We start from the raw sequence: 20,087 nt of genomic DNA, 5'->3' as shown, positions 1-20,087 counted from the left end.
GCACACCTTTGGTCACCCATGACCTAGACCGCAGGGCCTGTCCCTGCAAGTCCGGCATGGTGTGCCCGCCCCAAAGTCACTGGGACGGGCTGTTGATTTACTTGATACGTTGACCGTTCAGCATCACGTTGCCTTGGGCATTCATATCGATGGTTGTTTCGATCTGATCGTCGCCAGTGGACTGAGTAAACATGCCCAACATCATCCGTGCGGTCATGATCTGATCACCGACGGGCAGACCCATTTGTTCCACTTTATCCAAGAGCCCATTGATGCCTTTGCCGACCAAAGACAGACTGCCTTCGGGGCGTGGGAAGCCGTCATAGGTTTGCAGATCGGTGTTATCAAAGGTGAAATCACCCGTCCCTGTGATCTCTGCGCCAGCAATGGCGAGTTTCAGGTTCTGAAGGGTCAGAGCGTGTAGTTCGCCAGGAACATCGGTTTGCTCAAGCGCGGCGGCTTGTTTCGGGTCCATTACGTCAAAGAACAGCTTTGCCGCGCCTGTCACAGCGACTTGGAAGGTGATCGGGTCGTGGGGCAGGATGCCCTGCGGGTCTGCCATCATCCAAAGCATGTCGTTGAGGCCAAGGTCCGTAAGGGTGATCCCTGCCGCAAACGGAGCAGGTTCTTCGGTCTTAGCCAGAGGCATTTCAAAGCTCACACCGTACTCGTCCGCGGTGATATCTAGCGGCAGCGGAACCTGCCCACCCATGGCTTGGAATTTCAAACCTGTTGAGAGCGCAGCGAACGACATCGCGTCCTTATCCAAACCAAAACTGAGGTGGCCAGACTCGGTCGCGCTTGCCATGTTGAGCGTGCCAGAACCATCCGTGACGCTGATGATGTATGTCGACGGGCCTGCGGTGTAATCGAACGACATCTCTGCACCGTCGATAAACATTGTCTCAGGCGATTTCTGTTCAAAATCAGTTGGCATGATCATGCTAGAGGCGAGGGACATGCCCGTCGTTTGGCCCGAGACGTTTATCTTTTCGAACTCTTCGTCCTGGTCAAAATATACGTCCATAGAGGACGCCGACAAATCATAGCCGACAGTCTGTAGATCGCCTGTGAGGACGGAATAGACGCCCGACAATCCGTTGAGCTTGAGGCTTGCCTCAACCGGCACTGGTTTTCCGCCGTCGAACGCTTCTGCCAGTTCAAGCAAATAAGAATCCGCCGAGACATCGTAATTGATCGCGTCCGCGGTTCCGCTGGCGACCATATCAAAGTTGGCAACAGTGATGGAAATGGTCCCGTGGTTTTCGGCGAAGTTTTCGGAGTTGCCCATCGACATCTGGTATTGTTCAGGAATCATGACCGAAACAGTGCCATCGCCGTTTTCGGTCAGGCTAATCGGCCCCATCTCCGCTTTGATCGTAATGCCGTCCTGATCAGCATCGTATGTGGTGCTTTCGATCGTCAGCGTGTTGCCCGACATCGTTTCCGCACCGAATGTGATCATATCGGTGCCGTACATCGCCATTTGGGACTTCCAATTGTCCCAAACCTCTTGGGCGGTAACATCTGCAAAAGCTGCGGGAGCGGTGAACAGTGCGGCAAGGCAAACGCTTGCGCCAAATTTGCTAGTATTCATGGTGGGTATCCTTTCCCAGACAACTCTTGAAAAATATTTTGCCATTAAAGTGTCATGGCAGTGATCACTTATGTCTAAAAGTAACCATTCAGTCGGCTGCGATAAAGATGACGGAGAAAGAAAACATGAAGATGACAGGCAAAACGGTCGTTATTACAGGTGCCAGCCGAGGCATTGGTGAGGCAGCAGCAAAAGAATTTGCGGAAAAAGGCGCGAATGTTGTTCTCTTGGCGCGCGATGGGGATCGGATTGCAGCGATCGCCACAGAGATCGGGGAGACCGCGTTGGCCATTCTTTGCGATGTTACGTCATTCGAGGCCGTGAAGTCTGCCATTGATCGCACGCTTTCGCAGTTCGGCAGCATCGACGTTCTGGTCAATAATGCGGGCGTCATTGCGCCTATGGCACCGCTTGCCGAGGCCGACGTGGATCAATGGGGCCTTGCTGTCGATGTGAACCTCAAAGGCGTATTTCATGGTGCACGCGCCGTATTGCCCAGCATGATCTCAAAAGGGTGCGGGACCATTTTGAACATCTCTTCGGGCGCTGCGCATAACCCGTACGAAGTTTGGTCAGCCTACTGTGCGTCTAAGGCCGGAGCCTACATGTTGACCCGCCACATCGACCTTGAATATCGGGCCGCAGGTATCCGCGCGTTGGGCTTGTCGCCTGGTACAGTGGCGACCCAAATGCAGCGTGATATCAAATCGTCTGGTTTGGGTCCCGTAGCGGAACTAGAATGGTCCGACCATATTCCACCCGAATGGCCGGCCAAGGCTTTGGTTTGGATGTGCGGCGAAGAGGCCGATGTTTATCTCGGGCAGGATGTGAAACTAAGAGATCCTGAAATACGCAAGGCTATAGGTGTGGCATGATCCGTTTTGACCAAGAGGGTGATCTTTGGATCGCCACGATTGATCGCCAAGAGAAAGCGAATTCTCTGACCGAGGAGATGCTGACCCAACTGGCGGAATTTGCGGAATCTGCCTCTGCTGCCAAGGTGTTCGTTATCACGGGCGCAGGCAAGGTATTCAGCGCAGGTGCCGACTTGGATGAGGCCCGCGCAGGATTGGCCACTAGTCCTGTTTGGGAACGCCTTTCAGGTGCGATTGCCGCACTGCCGTGCATGACGATTGCCGCGCTCAACGGCACTTTGGCTGGCGGTGCCTTTGGGATGGCTCTGGCGTGTGATCTGCGGATTTCGGTTCCGACGGCAAAGTTCTTTTATCCTGTCATGAAGCTTGGTTTTTTGCCGCAGCCGTCTGACCCGAAACGGATGGCGGCACTAGTCGGTCCAAGCCGCGCGAAACTGATCCTAATGGGCGGTCAAAAGATCACTTCTGACGAGGCGTTGTCCTTTGGTCTGGTCGATCGTTTGGTCGAGGTTGAAGATTTGATGCCCATGGTCTGCGAGATCGCTACAGATGCATTGGCCGCCAAGCCAAGCCATATTGCGGGCATCAAAGGTCTTGTCGGTTAATCACCAGTAGTTGGAACCTGACCTGCCCCATGTTACCCGTCGGTTAAGTGTTTTCGGACGGAGCAGACATTTGGCAAAGGCACTGGTGATCGGCGCGGGTCCTGCGGGCTTGATGGCGGCAGATGTTCTGTCGGCTGCTGGGCATTCCGTGTTGATCGCTGATGCGATGCCGTCTCCCGCGCGCAAATTCCTGATGGCGGGTAAATCAGGTTTGAACTTGACCAAAGTTGGGGCTGGGTTCCTAGAAGCCTACGGTGACATTCCGGCCTCGATGGTTGCAGCTTTGTCTGCCTTCGGCCCTGACCAAGTGATTGAGTGGGCAAATGGGCTTGGCCAAGAGGTATTCATAGGCTCGACTGGGCGCGTCTTTCCGGTGGTGATGAAGGCGTCACCGTTGCTGCGGGCGTGGCTAAAGCGATTGGATGCGCAGCAGGTTAAGTTGCAAACACGGTGGCGATGGACAGGTTGGGACGGTGACGATTGGTTATTCGATACGCCCGATGGCTCTCAGTCGGTTTCGGCAGACATCGTGATCCTCGCCTTTGGTGGGGCGAGTTGGGCGCGGCTTGGGTCTGATGGGCGATGGGCTGAACAATTCCATGGCAGTATCGCGCCGTTTAAACCCGCCAACATGGGGTTTATCGTTTCATGGTCGGACCACATGACGGCCCATTTCGGGGCGCCTGTTAAGGGGTGTACGCTTATAGCAGGCGCCCACAGATCCAGCGGAGAATTCGTGATCTCGTCTCGTGGGATCGAAGGCGGTGGGATTTATATGCTCTCGGCTGCGGTACGTGATGGCGCACCATTGACTATCGACTTGTTGCCATCGCTGACCGTTGAGGGCATACGAAAAAAGCTCTTTCGGAGAGGCAAAGAGTCACTCTCAAATGTCCTACGTAAAACGTTTCGCCTTGATCCAGTGAAAATTGCCCTCTTGAATGAATTTGGTCGTCCATTCCCTGATGATCTGGCGACTTTGATTAAAAACCTCCCCATTCGGCACGATGGTCCCCGCCCCATGGATGAAGCAATTTCTGTAGCGGGTGGGCTGAGGTTCGACGCTATGGACAATGGTTTGATGATGCGGGACCGCGCGGGCGTGTTTTGTGTTGGCGAAATGCTCGATTGGGAAGCCCCAACGGGCGGGTATTTGATCACAGGATGCCTGGCGACGGGCCGGCATGCTGCGCTGGCGGCGATTGATTATGCAGCGCAGCTCGACGTGGGCGGGCACTAGCCGACCTGTTTGAGGTGGCTTGGGACCAGCAATTTTCGTTCACGAGAAAAGCCCAAGATGGATGCAGTTTCGCAACCATAAGAGATTACTCGCATCAAGACTTCATGCGATGTTTGTATTTTAGGTTTCGAAAGGTAGAAGAACTCTGAATTTAGGAGAGTTTTAATGACTGTTTTGCGCGGATTTCTCGCACTGATGGCCTCGGTTGTTGGGTCAACCACAGCAATGGCGCAGGATTGGCGTCCTGAGTATTCGATGTATGGGACGATCGGCATCATTGAAATGCCATCCGCTTTGTCCGCGCAGGATGCTGACCTGTCGAGCCAGATATCGGCCTTCGAAGATCAAGCCCGCGTGTCTATCACTTTTCAGATTTTGCCGAGGTTGTCGGGGACTTTCCGCTATTCGATCATCCCTGAATACACTGGCGTGGATACTGGTACGCTTTATGATCGCAGTTTTGATTTCCAATATCGGCTGCGGGATGAATCCGAATGGCTCCCGGCTGTTGCTGTCGGACTGCGTGACTTTATGGGGACGGGCGTCCTCACCTCTGAGTACGTCGTCGGAACAAAAACAATTGGCACCAATTTGCGGGCGACAGCTGGTATCGGTTGGGGCCGAATGGGGAGCTATAACGGCTTTACCAACCCGCTCGGCGCGATTGTGAACGCAATGGAGACGCGTCCGTCGCGCAGCAGTATATTTGGCAAAGGCGGTGTTCCTGCATATGACCTCTATTTTCGTGGTGACGCCGCTTTGTTCGGCGGGGTCGAATGGCAGATTAACCCTTCGCTGACTTTCGCGGCTGAGTATTCTTCAGATGCCTACGAGCGCGAAGTAGCCAACGGGACGTTCGATCATAAGTTGCCGCTCAACTTTGGTCTCAAATATCACCCGAACGAAAACTATGAACTCAGCATTTACGCGCTCTACGGTAGCGAAATCGGCGTCACGGCTACTTCGGTTTTGAACCCAAACCGCCGTCCTGCGGTTGGCGGTTACGATACCGCCCCGATGCCAGTCGTCGTTCGGCCAGAGGATTTGCGAGCTGCGCGGACATGGGATCGGTCAGTGTTACCAGATGAGACCCTTCAGACCGCTCTCGTTGAGGCCCTCGGTCAGGACGGGATTGTTGTTCAAGGCATTGAACTCACTGATACTTCGATCCGACTTCGATATGAGAACACCCAATACAGATCCGAGGCACAGGCCGTCGGGCGTATTTCGCGCGTTTTGACCTATGCGCTCCCTCCGTCGATTGAAACTTTCATCTTCGAGCCAACCCGATTGGGCGTTCCGACTTCTACGACGACGATTAAGCGTAGCGACTTGGAGAGCCTTGAGAACCAAATCGGGTCTGCCAAAGCAATTTACGCTCGGGCCGATGTGTCAGAGGCGATGGTCGGTGACGACGCTGCTCTTGTTCCGACCCAAACGAGTAACTTTAAGTGGGGCATCATGCCGTATGGAGAGCTGACGCTTTTCGATAGCCAGAACCCTGCAACAGTCGAAGTCGGTATTGAAGCGGCGATGCGGTACGAAATTCGCCCCAACATTGTCGTTGCGGGTTCAATTCGTAAATCGGTCTACGACAACCGGATCGACAATCCCTCGATTTCGGCTTCGACGATCGAACCCGTTCGTCGCTATGCGCCCTATTATGCGGATCAAGGTGATGGTGGAATCGATTATCTCACGTTTGCTTGGTATGGGCGTCCCGCCTCGGAACTCTATTCACGGGTAACCCTTGGTTACTTAGAACCCATGTTCGGCGGTATTTCGACAGAGCTACTCTGGAGGCCAGTCGATAGCGACCTCGCATTTGGAGTTGAGCTAAACTACACCGCGCAGCGCGATTTTGATCAGGGCCTTGGGTTCCAAGACTACAATGTCATCACGGGTCATCTGTCTGCCTATTGGGCAATGCAAAATGACTTCCACCTTCAAGTCGACGCTGGTCGTTATTTGGCCGGAGATTGGGGCGCGACCGTTTCTGTGGAACGAGAGTTTCAAAACGGCTGGCGGATCGGGGCCTATGCAACCTTTACCGATGTTCCGTTTGAAGACTTTGGTGAGGGATCGTTCGATAAAGGTATTCGTCTGACCATTCCGATGGATTGGGCAACGGGTATGCCGTCAACTCAGTTGGTTGATACTCGATTGAGCTCGCTTACACGTGACGGCGGCGCGCGGCTTGATGTGGATGGGCGACTTTACGATGCAATTCGGTCTGGTGACATTTCAGACTTTGGCGATTCTTGGGGACGGTTCTGGCGATGAAAAATCTACTAAAATTTGTCGCATTTTCAGCGCTCGTCGCCTGCGGTCCATTGGCTCATGGAAACACGGCTTCGAAAGTTTCGGCAGCGGTTAAGTCACGCTTTGACCAACCTGATGCAGAGGCCATTCCGACCTACACTTTCGCCGATCTAACTGCCTCGGAAACACCTGTTATCTTGGCTGCCGTTCCGTCGTTGGAGGTTGCAGACATCTTTCAAAAGATCGGGTCCAACGGAAATCAAGAGACATGGATTTCGTCTATCGGGATGACTATCACGCTTGAGAACGGTATTGTCGTAGCGACGCGTGGATTTGGCGAAGACATCTACGCAGCTGATACTCGCGGACTTTCGGCGGCTTTGCGCCGTGGTGTAGGATCTTATTCCCGCCGCATCGAACAACTTGATTCTTCGGATGAAGTTATCCGAATGGAATTCTCATGTGAGCTTGAACCGGTCGGACAGGATCAAGTCACGATCCTTGACCGTAGCTTTGGGGCAACAAAGTTGCAGGAGACCTGCCGAAGCGAAGACGTCGCATTCGCCAATTATTATTGGGTGAATGGGTACCGCGACGTTGTTCAATCACAGCAATGGCTTGGCAAAAGCGTCGGACATGCCACAACGCAGCAATTTTAAGAACAATTCAAAGTTGAAAGTTGATTGTGAGGGTTTTTCGAGGTATTCAAAGCGTAGTTTGGTATTCAATTGGAGCATATCTAATGCGTAAAGTATTTCTCGCAGCGGCTGTTGCCGTAGTTGCAGCAACCTCTGCTCACGCTGGTGGCATGAACGCTGTTGTTCAACAGCCAGTTAACACTGGTGTTGTTGCCGTGGCACCGAAGCCAGGCCTGTCGAAGTTTGTACTTCCACTGCTGGCACTGGGCGCAATTGCTGCAGTTGCTGGTTCGTCTTCTTCTTCGGGCACCTAATCGGTCCGAATAGAGTTTCGAAAGGGGCGGGCCAATGGTCCGCCCTTTTTATTTTACCGCTTCCCCATCATCGCGAGGCGGACCAAAGCACGCTCCATCAAGGCTTGCTGTGGGGCCTTTGAAGATGAACGCAGTGTCAGGTCAGTCGTCAGCAGCTCGCTCAAAGCGCGTTCTAGTCGATCACGACCCCATGTGCTGGCTTGTCGAAGGATTGCGTCACGACGAGGGCCGAACACTGGTGGTCTAAGTCGCCCAATCCCCGATGACGGTCCCCCAGGGTCCGATGCGACTGTGTGAAGAGCGCGAAAATGACGGTTCGCGTTGATGCATAAACCGGTGGGATTGACGCCCTGCGCGTAAAGCCGGCGCAGCAGCGGGGCAATTAACTGGGGCTGTCCATCAGCAACAACTTTGAGCAAATCATCAACGCCAGCCTCTGCAGATTGTGGTCGACAGGCATCGACATCGTCGACGTTTAACTCGCTGTTATCGTTGAGTTTGTAGAGGCCCAGCTTTTCAATGGTCTGCCGAAAATCACCGGGATCAAGAGTCCGCGACAACGCGACGATAGCGTCCATCGCGTCGCGTCCAATCGCCTTAAGTCCTGCTGCGGCAAGGCTGGCTTCGATTTCGTCGCGGGCAGGTGGATCGTCATAGATCCCGATCGCGAAGGCGTTCGGGTGGGCCTCGAAATATTTACGCAACGACGACTTTGCCGTGAGCGAACCCGCTGTCACGATCACTTGCGCATCGCCATCCCTCCAATCCGACATTGCGACGCGGATCGTTTCTGCCAGACCGTCTGCGGCGTCTTCCACTAAAACCGCGCGTTGTCCTGGGAAGAAACCTTGGGATTTGATTGCATCGTTCAGCAGAGCGCCGTCTTTACGTAAATCGGCAGCGGCTATGCGAGTGAAACGCATTTCTGCTTCGCCTTGTGGTCCTACGAGGGCGTCGACGACTTCTTTGCGGCGAAGAGCTACGCGCATGCCGTCGGTGCCATAAATCAGTAGGCCAGCCTTGCTCGGGTCTGGTTTCCGGAAGTAACCAGACGCTTCGCGCGCACCTAATTTCATGGCTTATCAGCGACTTGAGCCGCAAGAATATGGGCTACAATGAGGTCGGCTAGCGCGATGGACAGACGTTCATGGGCATCTTGTTCAGCCGAACGAGTCGACACAACGTTACCAGTTGTCGAGTAGCCGCTGAATGTTTCGACCGTGCCGTTTGTGATGACGGCGCCCGCGCTATCAACCAAAGAGAAGGTTGCCGTTCCCGTCAATGTCGCTCGCAGAACTGTAGAGTCTTCTGCAATACCAACCGAACTGCTGCTGAGAGCCGTTCTGACCGTCAGTTGATACTCAGCCGTTTCCGTCTGCCCTAAACGTCGTTGGAGACGTTCGCGCAGATGGTAGCCGTCCAACGTGTCGGGAGTGTCATAAGCGACTTTGCCCCGAAGATTGGATGCGGAACCATTGTTGCCGTAGATTGGCGTAAACCCACACCCCGCCAACACCGCCACAGCCCCCACTAAGAGGGCGCGACGGGTGTAGCGGGTAATGGATTTAGACGACGACATTGACGATACGACCTGGAACTACGATCAGTTTTTTCGGCTGGCCACCGTCCAGCGCTTTGACCACAGCTTCGTTCTCAAGGACGAGCTTTTCAACCTCTTCCTTCGACATATCTGCAGGCACGCTGATTTCCGCGCGGCGTTTGCCGTTGATCTGGATCGGCAGGGTGACTGTGTCTTCGACCAGCATGGTTTCGTCGACAACGGGCCACGCGGCTGTGGTCACAAGTCCCTCACCGCCCAAGAGCGACCAGAGTTCTTCGGAAAGGTGCGGCGTCATCGGCGACATCAACTGGGCCAGAATGCGCGCTGCCTCTTTCTTTGCCTTTCCGCCTGCAGGTGATTTCTGCAGGAGGTTGGTGAAGGCGTAGAGTTTCGCAATCGCGGCGTTAAAGCCAAACGATTCAAAGCCTTGGGTCACGTCAAAGATCGCTTTGTGCGTTGCTTTGAGCAGCTCCAGATCGGACTCAGTCGTGGCATCATCCATCTCTGCAATATCGGCACAGATGCGGAACACACGAGCGAGGTGCTTTGCCGTCGCTTCGGCACCAGCGGCGGTCCATTCGACGTCGCGTTCTGGCGGGCTGTCGGACAGAACGAACCAACGGGCAGTATCAGCGCCAAACGACGAAATGATGTTCAACGGGTCGACCACGTTGTTTTTCGATTTCGACATTTTGGCAGACGGAATGATCTGAGCTTCTTCACCGGTCGCGATGACGAATGCCTTACCGTCCCGCAGCTCGATCGCTTCGGGATAGTGATAGATCGGACGTCCGTTTTCAGGGTTGGTCGTCTGATAGATTGCGTGTGTCACCATGCCTTGGGTGAAGAGCGCATTGAACGGCTCGCGCGCGCTATCGGGCAAGTGACCTGTCACGTTCATCGCACGTGCGAAGAAGCGTGAATAAAGCAGGTGAAGGATCGCGTGCTCAATACCGCCGATATATTGGTCAACGTTCATCCAGTAGTCGGCATCGGCCTGAACGGTCGGAGTGTCAGCACGTGGTGAGGTGAAGCGCGCATAATACCACGACGAATCCACGAAGGTATCCATGGTGTCCGTTTCGCGGCGTGCGGGTTTGCCGCACGACGGGCAAGCACAATCGCGCCACGTGGGGTGACGGTCCAGCGGGTTACCCGGCACGTCAAAGGTGACATCGTCAGGCAACTGAACAGGCAGGTTTTCTTTTTTCTCAGGAACCACGCCGCAGTCGTCACAGTGAACAACAGGAATTGGGCAACCCCAATAGCGCTGACGCGAAAGACCCCAATCGCGCAGGCGGAATTTGGTCACACCCGTGCCCCAGCCTTCTGCTTCGGCCTTGTCGATTGCGCTATTCACACCCTCTTCACCAGTTTGAAGCTCTTGGCCAGCGAAGCCGCGGATATAGCGGACCTTTTCCGATTTCAGCGGAGTGTAGGCTTCGGTCAGGGTCTCTTCTTCGGCTCCATCCGCAACAAAAATCGGCGTAATGCCGAGGCCATATTTCGTCGCGAAGTCAAAGTCGCGTTGGTCGTGCGCAGGGCAACCGAAAATCGCACCCGTGCCGTAGTCCATCAGAATGAAGTTCGCGATCCAAACAGAAAGCTCTTTGGACGGGTCCAGCGGATGTTTGACTTTAATACCGGTATCAAGGCCCTTCTTTTCAGCCTTTTCCAGCGCTTCTTCGGTCGTGCCACCCTTGCGGCAATCAGCGACAAACGCCGCGATGTCTGGATTGTTGGCTTCGAGCTCTTTCGCAATCGGGTGATCGGGTGAAATACCAACGAAGGACGCACCCATCAGCGTGTCGGGGCGCGTGGTGTAAACCTCAATCGCGTCACCAGCGTCCGTGCGCTCGAACGAGAACTGCAGGCCGCGGGATTTGCCGATCCAGTTGGCTTGCATCAGCTTCACCTTGGCAGGCCAATCATCGAGGTTATCGATGCTGTCCAGCAGATCGCCAGCCATGTCCGAGATCTTAAAGAACCACTGTGTCAGCTCACGGCGCTCAACGTCCGCACCAGAACGCCAGCCTTTGCCGTCAATCACCTGTTCGTTCGCAAGAACAGTCATGTCGACTGGGTCCCAGTTCACCACGGCGTTCTTGCGGTAAACCAGACCCTTGTCGAGCATATCGATGAACAGCGCCTGCTGCTGGCCGTAATACTCTGGATCGCAGGTCGCGAATTCACGGCTCCAGTCGATCGACAGGCCAAGAGGTTTCATCTGGCCGCGCATGTCGGCGATGTTCTTATAGGTCCAGTCCTTGGGGTGCCCACCCGATGCCATCGCAGCGTTTTCCGCAGGCATACCGAACGCGTCCCAGCCCATTGGGTGCAAAACGTTGTGACCCGTCGACATTTTGAAACGCGCTACCACGTCGCCCATGGTGTAGTTCCGCACGTGACCCATGTGGATGCGGCCCGACGGGTAGGGGAACATCTCGAGCACGTAGTATTTCGGCTTTGTCTCATCGCGTTTTGCGGTGAATACGCCAGCCTGTTCCCAGGCGGCTTGCCATTTTTGTTCGATATCAGCGGCGGTATAGCGGGACATGGATCGGTCCTTTGGGACATGGAAACGCCGGGCAACAGGGCCCGGCGCGGTATTAAAAGGTTTTCGCGGCAGTTTCTATAGGCCGCGGTCTTGAATACGGATCTGACGAGCGCGGGCGAGGATTGCGTCCTCAACAGCGCGCTGCGTCTCTAGGCTGACCGCGCCATTGCGCGATTGCAGCGCGACATTGAGCGAACGAGCATCAAGCGCAGGATCAGAGATATGCACAGTCGCACGATATGCACGGCCACCACCCGGTGGGGTGCCGTAACCAAAGACGATCACGCCAGTGAAGGGGTCGACACTCTCGACGGGGAGGAACGACAGAACATCGATCGAAGCGGCCCAGAGGTAGCGGTTCACGGCCACAGATTCTGATCCAGCGGTCCGCGTTGCCTGACGCACAGCGCCAGCATCGTTTGATTTGCCACCGAATAGGCCGCTAAACGGTGAGCTAAAGCCGCCCGAACAAGCAGACAGGCCCAAGGCCATTGCGGTCACCAGCATCACGCGGGTCGTTTTTTGGAAAGCGGTCACAGTATTGCCCTCATGTCCATGACCCCGCTTTGGGGCCGACGTCGCAAAATGTGTAACGTGGGGCAGAGCCTGTCACAAGGCTTAAGGGGTAAACCTGTGGTCACAAAAGAAAAGAGCGGCCCCGAAGGACCGCTCTCTCATTCAAACTGACTAGGTCAGATTAGAATGCCAGCTTCAGCTGTGCAGTCAGACCCGACTTCAGCTCGTAACCACCGAGGGTGGTGTCGATGTCGTTCGAGTTTGCAGTCGCGTCGTCGTTTGCATCAGCATAGGAAACGAGGAACGATGCGCCGCCGCCGAGGTTATAGTCAGCAACGATGTAGTTGTACTGGTCGTCGTCGGTGCCGCCAGCGGTTTCACCGTCGATGAGGCCAGCGTTGATTACGAGACCGTTACCCATGTCGTATGCAACAGCAACCGAGTACTCGTTGTCGCCGTCTACGTTGCCACGGTTCTCGGTGTAGTAACCTTTTACAGTGACTGCGCCAGCGGTGTAGGTCGCTTTAACGCCGTACATGTCTTCTGCGCCAGCAGCGTCGTCCTGCATGTAGTAAGCGCCGAGAACAACGTCACCAACGGTGTAGCCGAGGTCGAGACCCATGCGGTCAACGTCGTTTACGTTGCCAGCGTTCAGGGTTACGTCAACGCCACCAAAAGTACCGCCGAGCGAAACGAGCATAGCGTCGTCTTGAGCGATACCAGCAAGTGTTTCATCTTGAACGCTCAGAAGGCCAACGTTGATGCCACCGAAGGAGCCAGCAACAGCAATCTGGGTTGCGCCGTTGTCGCCAGCGCCAGTCGTGGTCGAGCCAGCAGCGGAGTCCTCGATGATAGTCGAAGCTGCGATCGAGAAATCGCCGAACGAAGCTTTTGCAAGAATGCCCGAGTCATTTTCGCCAGCGTAATCTTCGGTGTGGTCGTTGATGCCACCGTCCATGTCGTTCGCGAAAGCAAAGGTGGATGCAGCAGTTGCTACGTCACCGAATGCGAGCGATGCGGTTTCAGAAGAAACAGTTACAACCCAGTCAGAGGTGGTTACTGCGCCGAGCGAACCTGCGTTGTTACGGGTCAGGTCGATGTCGAGCGATGCAGCAACGGTCAGGCCGTTGTCGAGATCTTGCGACAGTTTCGCGGTCAGACCAGCGTCCCAGTAGAAGCCGTCTTCTACGTCGTCGTTGTAGCCCAGTTTAGCGTCGCCGCCGAACGAAACTTCAGCAGCAGCTGCGCCAGCGAAAGCGACGATCGATGCGGAAGCGAGAAGGATCTTTTTCATGGTTTACCCTCGTGTTTTTGCATTCACATGAATGCCAGTGAACCTAGCATTGGGTGACGGAGACACGCGTGCGCGCGAGGGTGTCGCGACTCAGTTCGACGCAGAGCTTCATGCTCTTCCGCAACTTTGTCTCGCTGGTTGTCTCGCTGAAAAAACAAAAGGCTCAGCCCGATTTAGGCTAAGCCTTTGTTTGTAGTGGTGAGCCGTGCAGGATTCGAACCTGCGACCCACTGATTAAAAGTCAGTTGCTCTACCAACTGAGCTAACGGCCCACTGTGGTGGGGCTTCTAGAAAGGTCGCTGGGTAGGGTCAACCCGAAAATCGCGATCTCTGGATTTAATTTTTATCGAGGCGTATAGGACGACCATGCGCGCAGAACAAAATACTGGCCTGCCGTTCATGAAAATGCACGGTTTGGGCAATGATTTCGTAGTCATTGATGAACGCGTCCTCGGCACTGTCGTGGACGAAGCCTTGGCTATTGCCATGGCCGATCGCCACATGGGAATCGGGTTCGATCAACTGGCGACCATTCACGAAGGCCGAAATTCGGACCTTCATCTGGTTTTTTGGAACTCTGATGGATCGCAATCCGCCGCCTGCGGAAACGCGACTCGCTGTATTGCCCGCTGGGAAATGGATCGCACGGGCAAATCCGCCCTCACGATCACTACAGATCGCGGCACCCTATTCGCCGAAGATGCAGGCAATGGCCTGACCTCTGTGAATATGGGCCCACCCCAGTTGGACTGGGACGAAATCCCGCTCGCTCGTGAAATGGATACGCTGTCGCTGCCGATTGACGGCGCCCCGACGGCAACTGGAATGGGCAACCCACACTGCACGTTCTTTGTTAACGATGCCGAGGCTGTCGATCTGACCACCTTTGGCCCCATGATCGAACATCACCCCCTCTACCCCCAGCGCACGAATGTACAGGTCGCTACGGTTGTTGGCCCTGATCACATCCGTATGCGCGTTTGGGAACGTGGCGCGGGCCTAACTCTGGCGTCTGGATCGTCGTCATGCGCAACCGCTGTCGCAGCGGCCCGCAGGGGGCTCACAGGGCGCAAGGTACGGATTGAGCTGGATGGCGGCACCCTCCACATCGACTGGCGCGAGGATGGCGTCTGGATGACAGGGCCAACGGCGCATGTGTTTGATGGTATCTGGCGATGAGCGCACCTGTCTTTTCGACCTTGGGCTGCCGCCTGAACGCCTACGAGACCGAAGCGATGAAAGATCTTGCTGCGAAAGCAGGGGTCGAAAACGCTGTGGTGGTGAATACCTGTGCGGTGACATCCGAGGCCGTGCGCAAAGCCAAACAAGAGATTCGCAAACTTCGTCGTGAAAACCCTGATGCAGTTCTGATCGTGACGGGCTGTGCCGCTCAGGTCGAACCAGAGACATTTGCGGCGATGTCCGAAGTGACACGTGTCATCGGAAACACCGAAAAGATGCAGGCGGATACTTGGGCATCCATGGCCCCTGACCTCATCGGCCAAACCGAGGCTGTGCGGGTTGACGACATCATGTCGGTCACTGAAACCGCCGGCCATTTGATCGACGGGTTTGGGACACGTTCGCGTGCCTATGTTCAGGTTCAAAACGGCTGCGATCACCGCTGCACGTTTTGCATTATCCCGTTTGGCCGCGGCAACTCCCGTTCGGTCCCTGCTGGTGTCGTGGTCGATCAGATCAAACGGTTGGTTGATAAGGGATATAACGAAGTCGTCCTCACCGGTGTGGACCTGACCTCGTGGGGCGCCGACCTCCCCGCCACGCCAAAACTCGGCGATCTGGTCATGCGAATCTTGAAACTGGTGCCAGACCTTCGGCGCCTTCGGATCAGTTCGATTGATTCAATCGAAGTTGACGAAAACCTCATGCAGGCCATCGCTACTGAACCTCGACTCATGCCTCACCTGCATTTGTCGCTACAGCATGGTGATGATTTGATCCTCAAACGGATGAAGCGCCGCCACCTCCGTGATGATGCGATCCGCTTTGCCGAAGACGCGATTAAGCTGCGCCCCGACATGACGTTCGGTGCAGACATTATCGCGGGCTTCCCGACCGAGACCGAAGAGCACTTCCAAAACTCACTACGTCTGGTCGATGACTGCCATCTGACGTGGCTTCATGTGTTTCCCTATTCGATCCGTCAGGGCACACCAGCCGCGCGGATGCCGCAAGTGAATGGCAAGCTCATCAAAGATCGCGCAGCTAGACTTCGCGCTAAAGGGAACGAACGAGTCGCCGCCCATCTGGGACAACAGATCGGCCAGACGCATCAGATTTTGATGGAAAACGCGCGTATGGGTCGGACCGAACAATTCACCGAAGTGATGTTCGATTCAGACCAGCCCGAATCGGAAATTGTGACCGCTACAATTGTGGGTGTTGACGGACAACAGCTTCGCGCCTGATCGTTGGCTGTCGATACGACATGCCAAACGAAAGCGCCCCATGCACCCGAATCCGATCTACAGACAGACGCCACCCGACCAAGCTACCGAATTCGCTCGGAATCGTGCGTTTGGGACCCTAATGGTCAACGGTGATGAAGGGCCGCTGGCCTCTCATGTGCCGTTTCTGCTCTCCGAGGATGGCAAGACCGCCGATATTCACCTCGTTCGGTCCAACCCGATCGTCCGTGCCCTATCAGAGCCTCAAACGTGTCTTTTGGCCGTGAACGGGGCCGATAGTTACATCTCGCCCGATTGGTATGGTCTCGACGATCAAGTGCCGACTTGGAACTACGTGGCGGCACATCTGCGCGGAACCCTCGAAAAGCTGCCTGATGACACAATGCGCGACATGCTCGACCGCCAATCGGCGTTTTTCGAATCGCGCCTTCTGCCAAAGACGCCTTGGAGAACGGAGAAAATGCCCAGCGAGGTCATTGAGCGAATGATGCGGCAGATCGTTCCTGTTCGACTGACCATCACCTCTGTCGATGGCACATGGAAGCTCGCCCAGAATAAGACCGCCGAAGCACGGTTGGCCGCATCGAACGAGGTAGACAAACATGGGTTTGGTCTAGAGCCGTCTACGATTGGAGCCTTGATGCGGGCGACTCTCACTGATTAACCTTGGGCAACTCAACGTAGGATACGACAATGAAACTAATCGCCTCGATCACATCCCCCTTCGTTCGAAAAGTCCGCGTTTTGATCCGCGAAGCTGGCAAAACGGACGAAGTCGAAGAGGTGATGGTCGCCACTACGCCTTTGGCCACCGATTCGTCGGTTATTGCGGCGAACCCGCTGGGAAAAATCCCCGCCCTGATCCGCGAGTCAGGCCCCGCAATTTACGATAGCCGCGTCATCACGCGCTACCTCGATACTCATTGGGACCTCGGCCTTTATCCAGCTGATCGCCAGTGGGATGTTCTGACGCTCGAAGCGACCGCGGATGCGATTCTCGAAGCCGCTGTGGCGATTGTCTATGAAGCCCGTATGCGTCCCGCCGAATATCAGTATCCCGAATGGGTTGAGGCTCAGTGGGCAAAGATTGACCGTGCGCTCACTGCCGTCGAAGAACGCTGGATCAGCAATCTTCTGGGGCCGCTCGACATGGGTCAGATTGCGATTGGCGTCGCGCTGTCCTACGTCGATTTTCGTTTGGGGGATCGGAATTGGCGCGCCACACGGCCTGAACTGGCAAAATGGCACGCCGAATTCGCGGCACGGAAATCCATGACGGACACCGTACCGGAATAAGGATTAGAACGTGTAGCTAAGGCCAACGTTCAGCGCATTTGTAATCAAGTTGAACTGGACGTTGCCGCCATTGTCCAAATCGATGTCCTGTTTGCTGTATGTGAACTGGTATTCACCGAACACGGCCCAAGTATCGCTTAGGTCATACTTCGCACCTGCGTACAGGCGAGCTGCAGCGCCTGTGATTTGGTATTCCCAAGTGTGCGGGCCGCCATCAGTCGCTTCGATATCGACATGAGGGAATGTGAAGCCGAGACCGCCACCAACATATGGGGTTACAGAACCAGAAGCCCACTTATCGTTCCATCGATACGTCGCGTTTGCGGTCAAAACGTTGATGCCGTCCGTCAACTCAAAACGATCATAACGAGCTGCCGCTAGAGTTTCCGCATCAGCATAAACCTTCGAGTGGGTGTACTCGATGCCGAAACCAAGGCTATCGGTGCGCCACCACGTGCCACGGAAGCCATAGTAAGGAGGCATCGCAAAAGGTTTACCTTCCCATCCAGCGGTGAAGTCCAACACACCTGAATTTAGGGTGTTTGAAGGATCGTTACCCGTCACTTTTGCATGCGGGGCTTCTTGGATTCCCGTATAGCCACTAATTTCGAATTCTGCCGCGGCGAAGGTCGGCAGGGCGACAAATGCGATGGCCGCAAGAAGTTTGGCTTTTGTCATGATAACATCCCAAAATTGATATCTGTTCCCGTCCTACGCCTCGAACCCTAGGCTATCAAGCGTCGCGGCGGCTTCGCGTCATTTTGCCTCCCGCACAAAAAAATCGCTACGGAATCTCGCAAATATCGAAATTACCACCAGATTACGGGGCAAATTGTGGTTTTTGCGCCATCTTTCCCCACCATACGACCTTATTCCCAATGCCTGCGCCCGATTGTCCGCTAGACGCGACAGGTTTTGATAGCTAAACAGCGCCCGAACGGACGGCGGTTTTCTGCCGTCTGTCCTATTCGTATGGGCCGAGGCCCGGAAAAATCGGAGATGCACCCCGTGTCACATCAAGAAGAACACCAGGGCACACGCCGCGATTTCATCTACTACGCTACCGCAGGTGCGGGCGCAGTGGTGACCGGCGCCGCTGTCTGGCCTCTCGTTAATCAGATGAACCCGTCCGCAGACGTTCAGGCGCAAGCCTCGAAGCGTGTAGACGTTAGCTCGGTTGCCGCTGGCACCCAGTTGACCGTTCTGTGGCAGGGTAAGCCTGTTTTCATCCGCGCACGTACGCAGGAAGAAATCGACGCAGCTCGCGCAGTTGAACTGAATGCGCTGCCTGACCAGAATGCTGAAAACGCAAACTTGGCTGCCGATGCAGATGCGTCGGACGAAAACCGTGCACTGTCGGAAGACGGCGTATGGCTCGTTCAGATGGGCGTTTGTACCCACCTTGGCTGCGTGCCGCTCGGTGAGTCGGGCGATTTCGGTGGCTGGTACTGCCCGTGCCACGGTTCGCACTACGACACCGCAGGCCGCATCCGCAAAGGTCCGGCACCGCGCAACCTCGATATCCCCGTCGCTGCCTTTATCGACGAAACCACAATCCAGCTCGGCTAAGGAGAGGCACGAATGTCCGGTATCCCGCACGATCATTACGAGCCGAAGACTGGCGCAGAAAAGTGGCTCCACAGCCGCCTGCCCGTCATCGGTCTTCTCTATGACACCCTCATGATCCCAACTCCGAAGAACCTTAACTGGATGTGGATCTGGGGCATTGTCTTGGCCTTCACACTGGGTCTTCAGATTGTCACTGGTGTTGTGCTCGTCATGCACTATACCCCGCACGTTGACATGGCGTTCGCTTCGATCGAACACATTATGCGTGACGTAAACGGCGGTCACATGATCCGTTACTTCCACATGAACGGCGCATCGCTGTTCTTCGTGGCTGTTTACGCCCACATCTTCCGCGGCCTCTACTACGGTTCGTACAAAGCACCGCGCGAAGTCACATGGATCATCGGTATGCTTATGTACCTGATCATGATGGGCACCGCGTTCATGGGCTACGTTCTGCCTTGGGGCCAGATGTCGTTCCACGGTACCGCTGTTATCACCGGTCTATTTGGTGCGATCCCGTTCATCGGTGAATCGATCCAGACTTGGCTGCTCGGCGCATCCGCTGTTGGTCAGCCTGCTCTGAACCGTTTCTTCTCGCTGCACTACCTGCTGCCGTTCGTTCTGGCCGGCCTGACATTGGTGCACATCTGGGCATTCCACTCGACAGGCAACAACAACCCAACTGGTGTTGAAGTTCGTCGTGGCTCGAAAGAAGAAGCACAGAAAGACACTCTGCCGTTCTGGCCCTACTTCGTCATCAAAGACCTCTTCGCACTCGCTGTGATCCTCGTGGTCTTCGTTGCTATCGTAGGCTTCATGCCGAACTACCTCGGCCACCCAGACAACTACATTCCGGCAAACCCGCTGGCGACACCTGCGCACATCGTTCCTGAATGGTACTTCCTGCCGTTCTACGCGATCCTGCGTGCGTTCACCGCTGACGTTTGGGCTGTTCAGTTCGTAAGCTTCATCACTGCTGGTATCGTCGACGCGAAGTTCTTCGGCGTTCTGGCGATGTTCGGTGCGATCGCCGTGATGGCTCTGGCACCTTGGCTGGACACATCCAAAGTTCGTTCGGGTCGTTACCGTCCGATGTTCAAATGGTGGTTCGCTCTGCTGGTCGTCGATTTCTTCGTACTGATGTGGGTTGGCGCACAGGCAACAACCTTCCCGTATGACTGGATCTCGCTCATCGCTGCGACCTACTGGTTCTCGTACTTCCTCATCATCCTGCCGCTGCTGGGTGTTATCGAAAAGCCGCTGGCACAGCCTGCGACCATCGAGGAAGATTTCAATGCCCACTACGGCAACCCGGCCGAGTGAGAAAGGAA

The 20,087-nt window shown here is 55.3% G+C and carries 19 protein-coding genes and 1 tRNA gene; 12 read left to right on the top strand and 8 right to left on the bottom strand.

Features of this window, described 5'->3' with window-relative positions; genetic code table 11:
- Nucleotides 1-97 precede the first annotated feature (97 nt).
- Nucleotides 98-1,597, bottom strand: a complete 1,500-nt coding sequence (locus AC07ED_RS15170; protein ID WP_158664565.1) for a DUF2125 domain-containing protein — start codon at nucleotides 1,595-1,597, stop codon at nucleotides 98-100.
- Nucleotides 1,598-1,722: 125 nt separating this feature from the next.
- Between AC07ED_RS15170 and AC07ED_RS15165 the strand changes: the two genes are divergently transcribed.
- The 6 genes from AC07ED_RS15165 to AC07ED_RS15140 all read left to right on the top strand — a co-directional run bounded on the left by AC07ED_RS15165 (nucleotide 1,723) and on the right by AC07ED_RS15140 (nucleotide 7,531).
- On the top strand, nucleotides 1,723-2,472 hold the full coding sequence (locus AC07ED_RS15165; RefSeq protein WP_105236425.1) for an SDR family oxidoreductase: 750 nt from the start codon (nucleotides 1,723-1,725) through the stop codon (nucleotides 2,470-2,472).
- Entirely contained in the window at nucleotides 2,469-3,077 is a 609-nt protein-coding gene (locus tag AC07ED_RS15160) for an enoyl-CoA hydratase/isomerase family protein (RefSeq protein ID WP_105236083.1), read from the top strand. Before AC07ED_RS15165 ends, AC07ED_RS15160 begins: the two co-directional genes overlap by 4 nt.
- A 70-nt stretch (nucleotides 3,078-3,147) precedes the next feature.
- Nucleotides 3,148-4,317, top strand: a complete 1,170-nt coding sequence (locus tag AC07ED_RS15155) for a TIGR03862 family flavoprotein (RefSeq protein ID WP_105236084.1) — start codon at nucleotides 3,148-3,150, stop codon at nucleotides 4,315-4,317.
- A gap of 165 nt (nucleotides 4,318-4,482) precedes the next feature.
- Nucleotides 4,483-6,600: a YjbH domain-containing protein gene (locus tag AC07ED_RS15150; RefSeq protein ID WP_105236085.1), complete on the top strand. Its 2,118-nt coding sequence runs from the start codon at nucleotides 4,483-4,485 to the stop codon at nucleotides 6,598-6,600.
- Nucleotides 6,597-7,238, top strand: a complete 642-nt coding sequence (locus AC07ED_RS15145; protein ID WP_105236086.1) for a YjbF family lipoprotein — start codon at nucleotides 6,597-6,599, stop codon at nucleotides 7,236-7,238. Before AC07ED_RS15150 ends, AC07ED_RS15145 begins: the two co-directional genes overlap by 4 nt.
- Before the next feature lie 83 nt (nucleotides 7,239-7,321).
- Nucleotides 7,322-7,531: a hypothetical protein gene (locus AC07ED_RS15140; protein ID WP_067547432.1), complete on the top strand. Its 210-nt coding sequence runs from the start codon at nucleotides 7,322-7,324 to the stop codon at nucleotides 7,529-7,531.
- Nucleotides 7,532-7,584: 53 nt separating this feature from the next.
- On the opposite strand, the gene holA is transcribed toward AC07ED_RS15140, so the two are convergent.
- The 6 genes from holA to AC07ED_RS15110 form a co-directional block, all read right to left on the bottom strand.
- Entirely contained in the window at nucleotides 7,585-8,607 is a 1,023-nt protein-coding gene (gene holA / locus AC07ED_RS15135) for a DNA polymerase III subunit delta (protein ID WP_105236087.1), read from the bottom strand.
- Nucleotides 8,604-9,110 (bottom strand): LPS assembly lipoprotein LptE, encoded by a 507-nt coding sequence (lptE, locus tag AC07ED_RS15130; RefSeq protein ID WP_105236088.1) that lies wholly within the window; start codon nucleotides 9,108-9,110, stop codon nucleotides 8,604-8,606. Before lptE ends, holA begins: the two co-directional genes overlap by 4 nt.
- Nucleotides 9,097-11,649 carry a leucine--tRNA ligase gene (gene leuS, locus AC07ED_RS15125; RefSeq protein ID WP_105236089.1) on the bottom strand — a complete coding sequence of 851 codons (2,553 nt, stop codon included), beginning with the start codon at nucleotides 11,647-11,649 and terminating at the stop codon, nucleotides 9,097-9,099. Before leuS ends, lptE begins: the two co-directional genes overlap by 14 nt.
- A 75-nt stretch (nucleotides 11,650-11,724) precedes the next feature.
- Nucleotides 11,725-12,186: a DUF3576 domain-containing protein gene (locus AC07ED_RS15120; protein WP_478242385.1), complete on the bottom strand. Its 462-nt coding sequence runs from the start codon at nucleotides 12,184-12,186 to the stop codon at nucleotides 11,725-11,727.
- A gap of 160 nt (nucleotides 12,187-12,346) precedes the next feature.
- Nucleotides 12,347-13,459 carry a porin gene (locus AC07ED_RS15115; RefSeq protein WP_105236090.1) on the bottom strand — a complete coding sequence of 371 codons (1,113 nt, stop codon included), beginning with the start codon at nucleotides 13,457-13,459 and terminating at the stop codon, nucleotides 12,347-12,349.
- Nucleotides 13,460-13,655: 196 nt separating this feature from the next.
- Nucleotides 13,656-13,731: transfer RNA gene (locus AC07ED_RS15110), tRNA-Lys, on the bottom strand.
- A gap of 94 nt (nucleotides 13,732-13,825) precedes the next feature.
- Here AC07ED_RS15110 and dapF point away from each other — a divergent pair.
- From dapF to AC07ED_RS15090, 4 genes are read left to right on the top strand one after another with little or no spacing between them, the layout of a single operon-like run.
- Nucleotides 13,826-14,638, top strand: a complete 813-nt coding sequence (dapF, locus tag AC07ED_RS15105) for a diaminopimelate epimerase (RefSeq protein WP_105236091.1) — start codon at nucleotides 13,826-13,828, stop codon at nucleotides 14,636-14,638.
- Entirely contained in the window at nucleotides 14,635-15,888 is a 1,254-nt protein-coding gene (gene mtaB / locus AC07ED_RS15100) for a tRNA (N(6)-L-threonylcarbamoyladenosine(37)-C(2))-methylthiotransferase MtaB (RefSeq protein ID WP_105236092.1), read from the top strand. The genes dapF and mtaB overlap by 4 nt, the downstream gene beginning before the upstream one ends.
- 40 nt (nucleotides 15,889-15,928) lie before the next feature.
- A complete protein-coding gene (locus tag AC07ED_RS15095; protein ID WP_105236093.1) occupies nucleotides 15,929-16,552 on the top strand; it encodes an FMN-binding negative transcriptional regulator in 624 nt (207 codons plus the stop codon).
- A 29-nt stretch (nucleotides 16,553-16,581) separates the two neighbouring features.
- The gene (locus tag AC07ED_RS15090) at nucleotides 16,582-17,184 is read left to right on the top strand and encodes a glutathione S-transferase (protein ID WP_105236094.1); all 603 of its coding nucleotides are present in this window, start codon (nucleotides 16,582-16,584) and stop codon (nucleotides 17,182-17,184) included.
- A gap of 3 nt (nucleotides 17,185-17,187) precedes the next feature.
- Here AC07ED_RS15090 and AC07ED_RS15085 read toward each other — a convergent pair whose 3' ends face one another.
- Entirely contained in the window at nucleotides 17,188-17,862 is a 675-nt protein-coding gene (locus AC07ED_RS15085) for an outer membrane protein (RefSeq protein ID WP_105236095.1), read from the bottom strand.
- Nucleotides 17,863-18,192: 330 nt separating this feature from the next.
- Between AC07ED_RS15085 and petA the strand changes: the two genes are divergently transcribed.
- Complete coding sequence (petA, locus tag AC07ED_RS15080; RefSeq protein WP_067552827.1) at nucleotides 18,193-18,753, top strand: ubiquinol-cytochrome c reductase iron-sulfur subunit; 561 nt, start codon at nucleotides 18,193-18,195, stop codon at nucleotides 18,751-18,753.
- A 12-nt stretch (nucleotides 18,754-18,765) separates the two neighbouring features.
- Nucleotides 18,766-20,079, top strand: a complete 1,314-nt coding sequence (gene petB / locus AC07ED_RS15075) for a cytochrome b (RefSeq protein WP_105236096.1) — start codon at nucleotides 18,766-18,768, stop codon at nucleotides 20,077-20,079.
- The last annotated feature ends 8 nt before the right edge of the window (nucleotides 20,080-20,087 follow it).

This window comes from Aestuarium zhoushanense, from assembly GCF_056431045.1.
The sequence above is the reverse complement of the archived record's forward strand: the minus strand, read 5'-3'. Positions and strand labels throughout refer to the sequence as shown.